This is a genomic window from Achromobacter pulmonis (assembly GCF_021733725.1).
Taxonomy (GTDB): Bacteria; Pseudomonadota; Gammaproteobacteria; order Burkholderiales; family Burkholderiaceae_B; genus Achromobacter; species Achromobacter pulmonis.
The window spans coordinates 5,544,642-5,558,013 of record NZ_JAIFOT010000001.1 but is presented as its reverse complement, the minus strand read 5'-3'; the positions used below and the strand labels follow the sequence as shown (position 1 = coordinate 5,558,013).

The following is a 13,372-nucleotide window of genomic DNA, read 5'->3' as shown; positions in this document are numbered from 1 at the left end:
AACCCGCGCATGGTGACGTGCGCGGTTTTTTTTGCGGCACAATCGGGCCATGAAACTCGACGCCGAAGACCTCGCCAAGATCACCGAACTGACGCTGGCCCACTACGAAGAAAGCGCCCAGGCCTTCGAGGCCGGCACGCGCGACCACGACGTCAGCCAGAACATCGCCGCGCTGCTGCGCCACATCGAGGGCGAACCGCCCTGTGACATCCTCGACCTGGGCTGCGGCCCCGGCCGCGACCTCAAGACCTTCGCCGCCCTCGGCCATCGCCCCGTCGGCCTGGACGGCACCCCCAGCTTCGTCGCCATGGCCCGCGCCGCCAGCGGCTGCGAAGTCTGGCACCAGGACTTCCTGCGTTTGCAACTGCCCGCCGCTCGCTTCGACGGCATCTTCGCCAATGCGGTCCTGTTCCACGTCCCGACCCAGGAACTGCCCCGCGTGCTGCGCGAGCTGCGCGCCACCCTCAAGCCGCGCGGCGTCCTGTTCAGCTCCAACCCCCGCGGCGGCAACCAGGAGGGCTGGAACCGCGGCCGCTACGGCGCCTATCACGACCTGGATGGCTGGCGCACCCTGCTGCAGGCCGCCGGCTTCGAAGCGCTGGAACACTACTACCGCCCCGACGGCCTGCCGCGCGAACAACAACCGTGGCTGGCCAGCGTATGGAGACGGAAGGACTAGCGGAACGCCCGCCGCCGCCAAAGCGCCAGGAACGGATACCCAAAGCACTCCCTGGCCATTTCCCCTGGACCTGCATCAACCCTCCCCGCAATACCCGCACTTCCCGGATAGCCACCGCCAAATCCGGCTACCGCCTCCCGCCCGCCCGGTCCCAACATCCGCCTCACGATCTCAGCAACCCAAGAGGCATACAAATGAAGGGACTGGCCGATAAAACCGCCATCGTTACCGGCGGCGCCACGCTGATCGGCGCCGGCGTCGTCGCCGCGCTGCGGGCCAAGGGCGTGCGCGTCGCCATCTTCGACATCGACGCCGACGGCGCTGAACGCGTCGCCGCCACCGACCCCGACGGCATCCGCGCCTGGCCGCTCGACATCACCGACGACGCCCAACTGGCGCGCGGCGTCGCCGAGGCCGCCCGCCATTTCGGCCGCATCGACTACCTGGTCAATCTGGCCGCTACATATCTCGACGACGGCGCCGCCTCCGGCCGCGCCGACTGGCTGCGCGCGCTGGACATCAACGTCGTCAGCGCCGTCATGGCTGCCCGCGCCGTGCACCCGCACCTGGTGGCCGCCGGCGGCGGCGCCATCGTCAACTTCACCAGCATCTCGTCGCGCGTGGCGCAGACCGGCCGCTGGCTCTACCCGGTGTCCAAGGCCGCCTTGCTGCAGGTCACCCGCAGCCTGGCGATGGACTACGCCGGCGACCGCATCCGCGTCAATTCCGTCTCGCCGGGCTGGACCTGGTCGCGCGTCATGGACGAGCTGACCCACGGCGACCGCGCCAAGACCGACCGCGTCGCCGCCGACTTCCACCTGCTGGGCCGCGCCGGCGATCCGGCCGAAGTGGCCGAAGTGGTCGCTTTCCTGCTGTCGGACCACGCCAGCTTTGTCACCGGCGCCGACTACGCCGTGGACGGCGGCTACTCCGCCATGGGCCCCGAACAGGCTCGCCCCGCCATCCCGCGCCTGGCCGAATAAGGCCGGCCTTCCCGCACCCCGGCCCGCCGCGAACCCGGCGGGCCCGCATACCAATCAGGAGATCCATCATGCGTCGAATCGCAATCGTCGGAGGCGGGCAGGCCGGCCTGCCGTTGGCCCTGGGCCTGCTGGACAAGGGCTACGAGGTAACCGTGGTCACCAACCGCGAGCCGGACGACATCCGGCGCGGCAAGGTCATGTCGAGTCAGTGCATGTTCGACGCCTCGCTGCAGATCGAGCGCGACCTGGGCCTGAATCAGTGGGAGGCTGGCTGTCCGCCGGTCGAAGGCATCGGCCTGGCCGTGCCGCATCCCGAGCTCGCCGGCCACAAGCTGATCGACTGGGCCGCGCGCCTGGACCGCCCGGCGCAGGCGGTGGACCAGCGCATCAAGATGCCGGCCTGGATGGAATTGTTCGCGGCCCGTGGCGGCCGGCTGCTGATCCAGGACGGCGGCGTGGCCGAACTGGAGCTGCTGGCCGCCTCGCACGACCTGGTGCTGCTGGCCGCCGGCAAGGGCGAGGTGGTCAAGCTGTTCGAGCGCGATGCCGCGCGTTCGCGCTTCGACAAACCGCAACGCGCGCTGGCGCTGACCTATGTCCACGGCATGCGCCCGGCGCCGCAGTTCTCGCGGGTCGCCTTCAACCTGATTCCTGGCGTCGGCGAGTACTTCGTATTCCCCGCGCTGACCCACAGCGGCCCCTGCGAAATCATGGTGTTCGAAGGCGTGCCGGGCGGGCCGATGGACTGCTGGCGCGACATCAGGACGCCGCAGGCCCACCTGGCGCAGAGCCTGGACATCCTGCGCACTTTCCTGCCCTGGGAGGCCGAGCGCTGCGCCGCCGTGGAACTGACCGACGCCAACGGCATCCTGGCCGGCAGCTTCGCGCCCACGGTGCGCAAGCCGGTCATGACGCTGCCGTCGGGTCGCCTGGTGCTGGGCCTGGGCGATGCGGTGGTCACCAACGATCCCATCACCGGCCAGGGTTCCAACAACGCCACCAAGGCCTGCGCCGTCTACCTGGAAGCGATCCTGGCGCGCGGCGACCAGCCCTTCACGGCCGACTGGATGCAGCAGACCTTCGAGCGCTTCTGGGACTACGCCAGCGCCGTGGTCGACTGGACCAACTCGATGCTGTTGCCGCCGCCGCCGCACCTGCTGCAGTTGCTGCAGGCCGCCGGCGACGCGCCCGCGCTGGCCAGCGCCATCGCCAACGGCTTCAACCATCCACCCGGCTTCTTCCCGTGGTGGACCGACGCGGCGGCGTGCCAGGCCTTCATCGCCGAAAAATCCACCCGGGCGGCGGCGTGATGGCGGCCCTGGACTGGGGCAGCACGGACCTGCACCCCAAGGTCCTGCGCGGCGTGCTGGGCAGCTACCCGACCGGCGTGGCTATCGTCGCCACGCGCGGTCCGGACGGCCGCAAGGTCGGGCTGACCATCAACTCCTTCGCCTCGCTATCGCTCGATCCGCCGCTGGTGCTGTGGAGCCTGGTGAACCGCTCGCCCAACCTGGCGGCGTTCCGCGACTGCGACCACTTCACCATCAGCGTGCTGGCCTGCGGCCAGGAGGCGCTGGCGCGGCGTTTTGCCGATCCGACGGTGCCGGACAAGTTCGAGGGTGCGGAACTGCACGAGGTGCCCGAGGGTGTGCCCGCCATCGCCGGCGCCGTGGCCACGCTGGTCTGCGCCAACGACCAGCAAAGCCCGGCCGGCGACCACCTGCTGCTGTTTGGCCGGGTGCTGCGCGTGGCCAGCGCGGCGGCCACGCCGCTGGTGTTCCACGCGGGGCGCTTCACGGCCTTGACGCCGAGCGCCGGGGCGTGATCGTGCGCGCGCGGCCCGGCACCTTGCGTGCGTGTGCTTCATTAACTTTCCCGGCCCGCGTGGCCGGCCGGAGCCTGTGATGTCCTTATCGTCGGCGCCCGATGCCCAGATCATCGTGGTGGGCAGCGGCATGAATTCGCTGGTGTGCGCGGCGCTGCTGGCGCAGCGCGGCAAATCGGTGCTGGTGCTGGAACGCAACGACCGCCTGGGCGGCTGCATCCGCACCGAGGAATTGTTTCCCGGCTACCGCCACGACGTGTTGTCCAGCTGGTACCCGCTGTTCGTCGGCAGTCCCGCCTACGCGGCCCTCAAGCCGGCGCTGCAGGCGGCCGGCCTGGAATTCGCCCAGGGCGACTACAGCACCGGCCTGGCGCTGCCCGACGGCAGCGGCATCGCCCTCAAGCAGGACATCGCCGACAGCGCGCGGCGCCTGGATGCCTGGGCGCCCGGCGACGGCGCCGCCTTCGGCGCCATGGCGCAACGCCTGTTCGGCGAAGATGCCGCACTGACCTTCGGCGTGCTGGGGCAGAACCCCTACGGCGCCGGCATGCTCAAGCTGCTGTTCGGCCAGTGGCGCCGGCGCGGCCTGGATGGCCTGATGGCGTTCGCCGCCGATTCCCTGGAGAGCTTTCGCCGCTGGTCCGACCGCGAACTGCAATCGGACGCGGCGCGCGCGCTGATCGCGCCCTGGGTGCTGCACACCGGGCTGGGACCGGACGACGCCTGTTCGGCGCTGATCGGCAAGCTGACGTTCGCCGCCGTGGTGGCCGGCGGCATGCCGGTGGTCAAGGGCGGCAGCCAGGGCGTGGTGGACGCTCTGGCCAGGGTCATCGAACAGCACGGCGGCCGGCTGCAGACCGGCGCCGCCGTCGAACGCATCCTGACGCGCGGCGAGGGCCGCCGCCGCCGCGCCGTCGGCGTGCTGGCCGCTGGCCGCGAGCACCGCGCCAGCGAAGCCGTGGTGTGCAACGTCACGCCAGGCCAGTTGTACGGCGCGCTGCTGCCGGACGCGCCCGCGCCGGTGCGGCGCCGCGCCGCCGGCTACCGCCATGGCCGCGGCGGCATGCAGATCCATTTCGCGCTCAACGCGCCGCCGGATTGGCGCACGCCGGAACTGCGCCACGTGCCGCTGGTGCACCTGACCGAGAGCATGGAGCAGGTTTGCGCCTCGGTCACCGAAGCCAACAATGGCCTGTTGCCGGCACGGCCGACACTGGCCATCGGCCAGCCGGTCGCGGTCGACCCATCGCGCGCGCCGGCCGGCGGCTGGATCCTGTGGGTGCAGATGCAGGAACTGCCGGTGCGCATCAAGGGCGATGCCGCCGGCCTGATCGAACCGCCCGCCGACGGCCGCTGGACCGAGGCCGTGCGCGAAGCCGTGGCCGACCGCGTGCAGGCGCGCCTGGAGCGGGTCATGCCGGGTCTCGCGCAACGCGTCATCGGCCGCCGCAGCTACTCGCCGGCGGACCTGGAAGCGCTGAACTGCAACCTGGTGGGCGGCGATCCCTATTCGGGAGTCTGTTCGCCCGACCAATTTTTCTGGCTGCGGCCCTTCGCCGGCAGCCACGGCGCGCGCGGCCACCGCACGCCGCTGCGCAACCTTTTCCACATCGGCGCCGCCACCCACCCGGGTCCCGGACTGGGCGGCGGTTCCGGCTATCTCGTCGCACAACATCTCGCGCCCCGCGGGGGCAGGAGCGGAACATGAGCAGACACCTGACACGCCGGCTGGCTTGCGCCGCGGCATTGGCGCTGGCCGGCGGCGTGGCGCAAGCCACCGAAGGCGGCGGCCTGGGCATTTACCCGGATGGCCTGGAGAACTTCATGTCGGGCGCGTTGCCGCCGCCCGGGCTGCACATGCTGGTCTATGGCGGCGGCGCCCGCTACGACAAGCTGCGCGGCAACGACGGCGAACGCCTGTCGGTGCCGGACTTCAAGGTCGACGTCAACGTGCTGGCCCCGCGCCTGATCTGGGTCACGCCGCAGCAGGTGTTCGGCGGCCAACTGGCCTTCCACGCCATCGCGCCGCTGTTGGACGTCACCTTCAAGGCCGGCGGCCAGCGCTATCGCAGCACCGGCCTGGGCGACATGACGCTGGGCGTGGCGCTGGGCTACCACCTGTCCGAATCGCTGCACTACGTGGTCGGCCTGGACATGTACGCGCCCACCGGCGAATACGACCGCAAGGACCCGTCCAGCCTGGGCAAGAACTACTGGACCGCGCAGCCCGTGTTCGCGCTCAGCCGCGTCAGCCCGGACGGCTTCAACGCCGACTTGAAGCTGATGTACGACTTCAACTTCCGCAACAGCGCCACCGACACCCGTTCGGGGCAGGCGATCCATGCCGACTATGCCCTTGGCTGGGGCGTGGGCAAGGGCTGGGTGCTGGGGGTGGGCGGCCACGCCTTCCAGCAGGTCACCGACGATAGCGGTCCCAACAGCGCCGCCGGCCGCGCCCGCGCGTTCGGCGTGGGGCCATCGGTGCGCTACATGAACGACCGAGGCTGGCTGTTCACCGCCAAGTGGCAGCAGGAATTCAAGGTCAAGAACCGGCCGCAAGGCGCGCAGTTGTACGTGAAGGCGTCGATTCCGTTCTAGGGCGCGCGGCCGGGGTTGCCGCGCGACCCGGGCCGTCCTGGCTCAGCGGGGCGGACGACGGCGGCCCGCCGGCCGGTCAGTCTGCGGGCCGGTGGCAGACCGCTTCCAGGTTGTGGCCGTCCGGCCCGATCACAAAGGCCGCGTAATAGTTCGGATGATAGTGCGGGCGCAGGCCGGGCGGCCCGTTGTCCCGGGCGCCGGCGGCGATCGCGGCATGGTGGAAGGCGTCCACGGTTGCCCGGTCGTCCGCGGTGAAGGCCAGGTGCAGCGGCGGCGACACCGCGGCGGTGGGATATAGCCAGAGGGAGGGCTTGCCGGCCTTGCCCAGCCCGACGCTGTCGGGCCCGGTCATGGCCAGTTGCACGCCCAGCGGACGCAGTGCCCGCAGATAGAATTCCCGGCTGGCGGCGAGATCGCCGACGCCCACGCCTATGTGATCGAACATGTGCCGTGCTCCGTTCTGGAAAGTGCCGCGCCATGGCATGAATCGCCAGCCATCGCCCCAGTATAGGCAAAGCGCGGCGCATTCCGCCGGGCCGTCAGCCCAGCCGCCGCACGCTCTGGCTGGGGCTTTCGCCGTAGCGCGCCTTGTAGCTGGCGCTGAAACGCCCCAGGTGCGCGAAACCCCAGCGCAACGCCACGCCGGCGACGTTCTGGCATTCACCCGACATCAGCTCGGCGCGCGCCCGCTCCATGCGCAGGTCGCGCAGATAGTGCATGGGACTGATCCCCAGGAATTCCTTGAAGCCGGCATACAGGCTGCGCACGCTGACGCCGGCGATGCGCGCCAGCTGCTCGGCGCTGACCGGCTCGTGCGCATGCGTCTGCAGGTAATCCTGCACACAGCGCACGTGGCGCGGCAGCACCGCGCCGCGGCGGCCCGCCGGGGTGGCGCTGTAGTTGTGGGGCAGGGCGGACAGCAGCGTCGCCGCCACCAGTTGTTCCATCTGGTGCACGATCAGCCTGTGCCCGGCCAGGTCGGTGTGTTGTGACGAACAGTCCAGCAGATACGCCATCAGGCAGCGCCAGGCCGGGCACTCGCGCCAGCGGAAGCCCAGTTGGAAGCGCAACGGGCGATCCAGCGTACAGCCCAGGTGACCCATCAGCGTGCGCTCCAGCAGCGAACGGCCCACGCGCAGCATGAACTGGTCGTTGTCGTCGGCCCAATGCATCGCCAGGTCGTCTTCCGGACTGACCACCGACGCCACGTCCGGCGTCGAATCGATCCGCTGCGGCCCGCTCTCGATCAGGGCGGTGCCCGATAGCGGCATCTGCACCAGAAAGAAATCTTCCAGCGGCCCCGGGCGGATCTCGACATGCGCCCCGTAGCGCAGCCGGTTCAGCGAGACCTCGCCCAGCGGCTGGTGGTGCATGCGCGCGTCCAGGCGCTGCGCCGATCCGACCACGCCCAGGTGGTGCGGCCGCATCACCCGGCCCACCATCGCGCGCGCTTCGTCCAGGTCGCCCGAGGCGAACAGTTGCTGCGCGGGCATCGCCAGGATCGCGTCGGCGCGCCATTGCGCGGCGCCGGCCATTGCCGCTGCGGCCGGGCGGGGGCCGGCGGATGGCCATGACGTCTCGGCATCGGACTGCATCGTGTTCAGCATGGCCGGGATTCCTTGCTCAGGTCCTGATGTCCGGCGGGCAGCGGCCACCGGTTCCCCTGGCGGCCACGTCTGTGACTCGCCTTTATGATGGCCTTCATAGTAAAACGGCCGGCCCGCGGCGGGACTGCTGGAAAACCCGTCCCAGCGGGTCTCGGACTAGCCATTTTTTGCGCAGGCTATCCGCGCATTGCGGGAAACCGCCAGGGGCTGGCGCCCGTCATGTCTCCGCAGCGAACCCCGTCATGGCATGCGGGAGCGGCGAGTCCTGAGAATGGTGCCGTCCGGCAGTTGATACGTGCCATACGCGATATGGTCCACCACTTGCCCGTCCGGCAGGCAGCAATAGAAGAAAGTGCCGGGAGCGTCGTCGTCGGGACGGACCTGCTTGCGCTGTTCGATCCGGTAGGTCCGCCCATCCGGGGCGACGGCGATCACGGCGATGGGGCGCGGCTGGTGTGGTTGCATGAATCTGGCTCCGGGGGGGCGTGTGTCGCGCGCTGTCGGGGAGGGCGGGAAAGCGGGTCGAGGACGCGGACCTTGACGGCGAACGGCCCCGTCCGCGCGTCGCGGCGTTCGTAGGCGACGCGCTCAAGGCGCTTGAGCGCCCAGGGCGGGATGTCGGCGGTGTGACTGCTGTGAAGAAAGACGTCTTGTCCGCCGACATCGGGCGCGATGGCGCCCACCCCTTTGGTGGGGCTGTACCACTTGATCTTGCCTGTTTCCATTTTTCAGGGGCGATGCTCAGGATGGCCGGATCGCCACTTTGAGCACGTTGTCACGCTGGTTGGCGAACAGCTCGTAGGCCTGGACGATCTGGTCCAGGCTGAAGCGATGGGTAACCATCGGCGTCAGGTCCAGGCGCCCCGATTCGAGCACATTCATCAGCCGGCGCATGCGTTCCTTGCCGCCGGGGCAAAGCGCCGTGTTGATGCGGTGATCCCCCAGCCCGGCCGCGAACGCCGCCAGCGGGATCGTCAGGTCGGTCGAATACACCCCCAGGCTCGACAGCGTGCCGCCCGGCTTGAGCACGCGCAACGCCGATTCGAAGGTGCTCTGCCGGCCCAGCGCCTCAATGGCGGCATCGACGCCGCGGCCGCGCGTCAGGCGCATGATCTCCGCCACCACGTCGCAGTCGTTGGGGTTGAGCAGGATATCCGCGCCCCAATGGCTGGCCATTTCCAGGCGGTGGGCATTGGCATCCACGCCGATGATGGTGGTGGCGCCCAGCAGGCGCGCGCCGGCCGTGGCGCACAGGCCGATCGGACCCTGGGCGAAAACGACCACCGTATCGCCGATGCGGATGTTGGCGTTTTCGGCGCCCTTGAAGCCCGTGGACATGATGTCCGGACACATCAGCACCTGCTCGTCGGACAGCCCGTCCGGAATCGGCGCCAGGTTGGCTTGCGCATCGGGCACCAGCAGATATTCCGCCTGCGCGCCATCGATCTTGTTGCCAAACCGCCAGCCCGCGGTCGCCTTGTGGTCGTCGCAGCCGCAAAGACCGGTGCTGCCCAGATAGCTGCCGTCCTGCGATGGCGCGCCATCCTGGGCGGCATAGGAATTGAAATTGGGGCAAATGGCTCCGGCGATGACGCGTTGCCCTTCGGCATAGCCGCGTACGGCGCTGCCGAGTTTTTCGATCACGCCTACCGGTTCGTGGCCGATGGTCAGGCCGGATTCCACCGGGTACTCGCCCTTGAGGATGTGGATGTCGGTGCCGCAGATGGTGGTGGTGGTGATCCGCATCAAGGCGTCGTTCGGGCCGACTTCGGGAATGGGCTTTTCACGTATTTCGAGCTTGCCCGGCGCGACAAACACGGTCGCCTTCATCGTGGTGGTCATAGTGGTCTCTCTGGCTAGTCCAATGTCCTGTTTAACGCGGCTGGCGGATAGCCGTTTGATCCATGTCAAGAAATGCCTTGCGCGCCGGCGGGCGACCGCCAGTTCGCATGGGGGCGGAGCAGGCGAACGGCGCTGGCCCGGGCAGGCGATCGGGCGCGCAACTTGACCTTGGTCAAGCCGCAATGGCCGTGGCGATGCACGATGAAAGGGCGCGGCGTCGGTTGCCGGCGCGGATATCGTGCCGCCGCGTCCGCGCACATTCTTTCCGGAGATTCAGATGGAACATTCATCCAAGGGCCCGGCGCCCCGGCGGGACAAGGCCGTCCCCGATCAGAAGGTCGAGGAAACGCAAAAGAAAGGCAAGGCCGAGCAGGCCGAGGTGATGGGGCGGCACAAGAACGCCGGCCAGAAAGACCACAAGGGGGCGCGCTGAGACGAGCGGGGCGGGGGCTGGACCCGCACGACGGCGGCCGCGTTGCCGGGCGCACGACGGACGGCGCCACGCGCGGTCGCCAGCCGTTCCTTCGCGGGCACGGGCATGTTTCTCGCCATCAAGTCCCATTACGATGGAGAGAAAAAGGAGAAGAAAGAGAAGAAGGAAAAGGAGCTGAACGCAACGTAGCGGAGACCGCGTTGCTATCGGGGAGACTGCATCGCTTTGGGTCGTAAGGCCACCCGCGCGCCTCGTCGCCGATCAATGCAAAAAAGCCGCGTTGCCCCAACAGGAAACGCGGCTTCGTTCCAGGACCGGCGCAGGACCGGCGCGTTAACGCCGGTCCTGCCTTTCAGTGCATCTGCCCATACTTGCCGGCATTGAAGTCCTGGATCGCCTCGACGATCTCCGCCTGCGAGTTCATCACAAATGGCCCATACCCCACCACCGGCTCGTCGATCGGCTCGCCGCTCAGCACCAGGAACACGGCGTCGTTGTTCGCTTCGACCGTGATTTCCTCGCCGTCCTGCGAGAACAGCGCCAACTGCGCGTCGCGCGCCACCGCATCGCCGTTGACCAGCACCGTGCCGCGCAGCATCACCAGCATGCTATTGCGGCCCGCGGGAATCGCGAAGGTCGCGCGCTTGCCGGCTGACAGCCGCACGTCCCATACGTCGATCGGCGTGAAGGTGCGCGCCGGGCCGGCCTGGCCGCCGTAGCGGCCGGCGATGACGCGCAGCGAGCCGGCGCCGTCCGGCAGCGACACCACCGGGATGTCCGCATTCAGCAGGCTCTGGTAGCCGGCCGGCGCCTTCTTGTCCTTGGCCGGCAGGTTGACCCACAGCTGCACCATCTCCAGCTCGCCGCCCTGGCGGGTGAACGCGGGGGAGTGGAATTCCTCATGCAGGATGCCCGAAGCGGCCGTCATCCACTGGACGTCGCCGGGCCCGATGACGCCGCCGTTGCCGGTGGAGTCGCGGTGCTCGACCTCGCCGCTGTAGACGATGGTCACGGTCTCGAAGCCGCGGTGCGGATGCTGGCCGACGCCGCGCGGCTGCGTGGCCGGCGCGAATTGCGCCGGGCCGGCGTAGTCCAGCAGCAGGAACGGGCTGACGCTCCTGCCCTTGTCGTTGTACGAGAACATCGAGCGCACCGGAAAGCCGTCGCCCACCCAGTGGGGACGAGGACTGGCGTGCACACCCAGGATCTTCTTCATGATCGTCATTCCTGTTGCGCGGCCCCTGCGGGGCCGTTCGTCATACCTGTCAAGATAAGGGCGGAACGGCGGTTGCGGTAGCCCCTGCCAGTGATAAGTACCGTTCCAGGGATAGAACACTGACGGCGCCGGGCCGGCGAACCCGGGTATTCTTGCGCCATGCAACGACCAGCCGACACCGCCGTGGCCGACCGATCTCCCCACGTCCAGGGTTTCGCCCCGATCGCCGCCGCCAACGCCCGTATCCTGGTGCTGGGCTCCATGCCCGGCGTCGCCTCGTTGCGGCAGGCGCGCTATTACGCGCACCCGCGCAACGCCTTCTGGCCCATCGCGGCCCGGGTGCTCGGGTTCGACCCCGCCGCCGAATACGCGCGGCGCCTGCAAGCGCTGCGATCCGCCGGCATCGCGCTCTGGGACGTGTTGCAGGCTTGCGAACGGCCGGGCAGCCTGGATGCGGACATCCGCGTCGATACCCTGGTGCCCAATGACTTCGCGGCGTTCCTGGCGGCGCATCCGCGCCTGCTGCGGGTCTGCTTCAACGGCGCCAAGGCGGCCAGCCTCTACCGCCGCCACGTGTTGCCGCGCCTGCCGGAGCGGCCGTTGCAATATGTCGATCTGCCGTCCACCAGCCCGGCCCACGCGGCAGTGTCATTCGAGCAGAAGCTGGCCGCCTGGCGCGCGGCGTTGACGGTGCCTGCCTGATCCGGCGCCACGCGGGGCGGCCGGTCAGTCCTGCCGGCCGCGACTCGCTGCGCCATCGGTTGGAGGATTTGGCGGGAACACGGCGCCTTCGCCGTCGGGCGCGGGACGATCGGCCGCCTGGCGCGCCTGCGCCAGGCTGGCCTGGACCTGGTCGTGGACGGGGCCCTGCGGGTCGACCAGGGGCAGCAAGCGCTCCCAGCAGTCAATGGCCCGGCGGAAGTCGCCCCGGAAAAACGCGCTGGTGCCGGCCAGGGCCAGGCCTTTGACGTCGTCGGGGGCGAGCGCCAGCAGCTGGCCGATCAGGCGGTCGGGCTCGCCGGAGAAATCCCCGTCCGCCGCCGTGGCCAGGAGGTCGGCCCATTCGGCCAGCACATCGGGGTCTTGCGGCGCGCGGTCGCCGATGCGAGCCCAGGTTGCCGCGCCGCCGGCGAACTCGCCCAGCGTTGCGTAGGTATGGGCCAACGTCACCCAGCCCGCGGCGTCGTCGGGGTGGGCCTGCAGGTGTTGGATCAAACCGGCCAGCCGTTCGGCCATGGGATCGCCGCCGGCGCGGGCGGGCATCGCCGCGTCCGGGCCGGCATGCGCCGGAACCAGGGCCGCCGGCGTGCCGAGCGCGGCGTACAGGCCGATACTGATCGCGCCCAGCCCCAACGCCACGGCCAGGGCCCAGCGCGGCGCGGGCCGGGTATCGGGACTGTCCGGCGTGGCGTGTCCTTCGCGCAGCGCGCGCCGCTCGATCTCGTCGCGCGCCTGGGCAAAGTGGCCGGGGGCGATGCGCGCGCTGGCATGGTCGGCCTGCAATTGCGCCAGTTGTTCGCGCAATACCGCCAGCGCCGCCTGCGCTTGAGGCGGGCGGTCGTGGTGGTCGGCCGCTTGCGGCGCCAGCAGCGGCGGCAGCACGAACAGCAGGGCGACGGCAACCATGCCGGCCGCGAGGAGCCAGAACAGGGTCACGGCGCGCGCTCCGTTGGGGGCAGGACCGGCTCGGCATCTTGCGCGGGTTCGGCCAGCAGGCCCCGGGCCTTGGCCGCTTCCCGGGCCGGCAGGGGCGGCTCCGGCGTGCGGGCATGGCGTCGCAGGCGCCACAGCAGGCCGCCCATGGCGCCGGCGAGCAGCACGCCGGGCCCGATCCAGAGCAGCGCGGTGCGGGCCTTCAGCGGGGGCCGGTAGAGCACATAGTCGCCATAGCGCGACACCAGGAACTCGCGCACCTGGGCGTCGTTCCGGCCCGACCGGAACAGGCGGCGTACTTCGTCGCGCAGGTCGCGCGCCAATGGCGCGCGCGAGTCCGCCAGGGATTCGTTCTGGCACACGAGGCAGCGCAGTTCGCGGGTGAAGGCCTGGACGTGCGCTTCCAGGGCGGGGTCGGGCGCGGCGGGGGGGGCCTCGCCGGCCACCGCCCGGACCGTCACGGCCAGCGCCAGCGCAATGCCGCGGCAGGCCGCGTGACCGCCAGCGGCAAAGGCGGCGCGTCGCGTCATGGGGCG

General features: G+C 70.0%; 16 protein-coding genes. 8 read left to right on the top strand and 8 right to left on the bottom strand.

Going from position 1 to position 13,372, the window contains the following annotated elements; translation table 11 throughout:
• The first annotated feature begins 49 nt into the window (after nucleotides 1-49).
• The 6 genes from K2W61_RS25600 to K2W61_RS25575 all read left to right on the top strand — a co-directional run bounded on the left by K2W61_RS25600 (nucleotide 50) and on the right by K2W61_RS25575 (nucleotide 6,085).
• Nucleotides 50-679, top strand: coding sequence for a class I SAM-dependent DNA methyltransferase (locus K2W61_RS25600; RefSeq protein WP_175141124.1), 630 nt, complete (start codon nucleotides 50-52; stop codon nucleotides 677-679).
• 194 nt (nucleotides 680-873) lie between these two features.
• Entirely contained in the window at nucleotides 874-1,662 is a 789-nt protein-coding gene (locus K2W61_RS25595) for an SDR family oxidoreductase (protein WP_175141125.1), read from the top strand.
• A 68-nt stretch (nucleotides 1,663-1,730) separates the two neighbouring features.
• On the top strand, nucleotides 1,731-2,972 hold the full coding sequence (locus K2W61_RS25590; protein WP_175141126.1) for a styrene monooxygenase/indole monooxygenase family protein: 1,242 nt from the start codon (nucleotides 1,731-1,733) through the stop codon (nucleotides 2,970-2,972).
• Nucleotides 2,972-3,487 carry a flavin reductase family protein gene (locus K2W61_RS25585; RefSeq protein WP_236756807.1) on the top strand — a complete coding sequence of 172 codons (516 nt, stop codon included), beginning with the start codon at nucleotides 2,972-2,974 and terminating at the stop codon, nucleotides 3,485-3,487. The genes K2W61_RS25590 and K2W61_RS25585 overlap by 1 nt, the downstream gene beginning before the upstream one ends.
• A gap of 79 nt (nucleotides 3,488-3,566) precedes the next feature.
• Nucleotides 3,567-5,195: a phytoene desaturase family protein gene (locus K2W61_RS25580; RefSeq protein WP_236756806.1), complete on the top strand. Its 1,629-nt coding sequence runs from the start codon at nucleotides 3,567-3,569 to the stop codon at nucleotides 5,193-5,195.
• Nucleotides 5,192-6,085, top strand: a complete 894-nt coding sequence (locus K2W61_RS25575) for a SphA family protein (RefSeq protein ID WP_236756805.1) — start codon at nucleotides 5,192-5,194, stop codon at nucleotides 6,083-6,085. Before K2W61_RS25580 ends, K2W61_RS25575 begins: the two co-directional genes overlap by 4 nt.
• Before the next feature lie 76 nt (nucleotides 6,086-6,161).
• Here K2W61_RS25575 and K2W61_RS25570 read toward each other — a convergent pair whose 3' ends face one another.
• The 5 genes from K2W61_RS25570 to K2W61_RS25555 form a co-directional block, all read right to left on the bottom strand.
• Complete coding sequence (locus K2W61_RS25570) at nucleotides 6,162-6,530, bottom strand: VOC family protein (protein WP_175131767.1); 369 nt, start codon at nucleotides 6,528-6,530, stop codon at nucleotides 6,162-6,164.
• Nucleotides 6,531-6,624: 94 nt separating this feature from the next.
• Nucleotides 6,625-7,692: an AraC family transcriptional regulator gene (locus tag K2W61_RS25565; protein WP_236756804.1), complete on the bottom strand. Its 1,068-nt coding sequence runs from the start codon at nucleotides 7,690-7,692 to the stop codon at nucleotides 6,625-6,627.
• A gap of 240 nt (nucleotides 7,693-7,932) precedes the next feature.
• On the bottom strand, nucleotides 7,933-8,157 hold the full coding sequence (locus K2W61_RS25560; RefSeq protein WP_175131769.1) for a hypothetical protein: 225 nt from the start codon (nucleotides 8,155-8,157) through the stop codon (nucleotides 7,933-7,935).
• Complete coding sequence (locus tag K2W61_RS27920; protein ID WP_175131770.1) at nucleotides 8,124-8,417, bottom strand: cold-shock protein; 294 nt, start codon at nucleotides 8,415-8,417, stop codon at nucleotides 8,124-8,126. The genes K2W61_RS25560 and K2W61_RS27920 overlap by 34 nt, the downstream gene beginning before the upstream one ends.
• 16 nt (nucleotides 8,418-8,433) lie before the next feature.
• On the bottom strand, nucleotides 8,434-9,534 hold the full coding sequence (locus tag K2W61_RS25555; RefSeq protein ID WP_175131771.1) for an NAD(P)-dependent alcohol dehydrogenase: 1,101 nt from the start codon (nucleotides 9,532-9,534) through the stop codon (nucleotides 8,434-8,436).
• 277 nt (nucleotides 9,535-9,811) lie between these two features.
• Between K2W61_RS25555 and K2W61_RS25550 the strand changes: the two genes are divergently transcribed.
• Nucleotides 9,812-9,967: a hypothetical protein gene (locus tag K2W61_RS25550; RefSeq protein WP_175131772.1), complete on the top strand. Its 156-nt coding sequence runs from the start codon at nucleotides 9,812-9,814 to the stop codon at nucleotides 9,965-9,967.
• Nucleotides 9,968-10,319: 352 nt separating this feature from the next.
• Here K2W61_RS25550 and K2W61_RS25545 read toward each other — a convergent pair whose 3' ends face one another.
• The gene (locus K2W61_RS25545) at nucleotides 10,320-11,183 is read right to left on the bottom strand and encodes a pirin family protein (protein ID WP_175131773.1); all 864 of its coding nucleotides are present in this window, start codon (nucleotides 11,181-11,183) and stop codon (nucleotides 10,320-10,322) included.
• Between the two features lie 159 nt (nucleotides 11,184-11,342).
• Between K2W61_RS25545 and K2W61_RS25540 the strand changes: the two genes are divergently transcribed.
• Nucleotides 11,343-11,885 (top strand): DNA-deoxyinosine glycosylase, encoded by a 543-nt coding sequence (locus tag K2W61_RS25540; RefSeq protein WP_272909350.1) that lies wholly within the window; start codon nucleotides 11,343-11,345, stop codon nucleotides 11,883-11,885.
• A gap of 24 nt (nucleotides 11,886-11,909) precedes the next feature.
• On the opposite strand, the gene ccmI is transcribed toward K2W61_RS25540, so the two are convergent.
• Both ccmI and K2W61_RS25530 read right to left on the bottom strand, forming a co-directional pair.
• Nucleotides 11,910-12,839 (bottom strand): c-type cytochrome biogenesis protein CcmI, encoded by a 930-nt coding sequence (gene ccmI, locus K2W61_RS25535; RefSeq protein ID WP_236756803.1) that lies wholly within the window; start codon nucleotides 12,837-12,839, stop codon nucleotides 11,910-11,912.
• Entirely contained in the window at nucleotides 12,836-13,366 is a 531-nt protein-coding gene (locus K2W61_RS25530; RefSeq protein WP_236756802.1) for a cytochrome c-type biogenesis protein, read from the bottom strand. Before K2W61_RS25530 ends, ccmI begins: the two co-directional genes overlap by 4 nt.
• Nucleotides 13,367-13,372 lie beyond the last annotated feature (6 nt).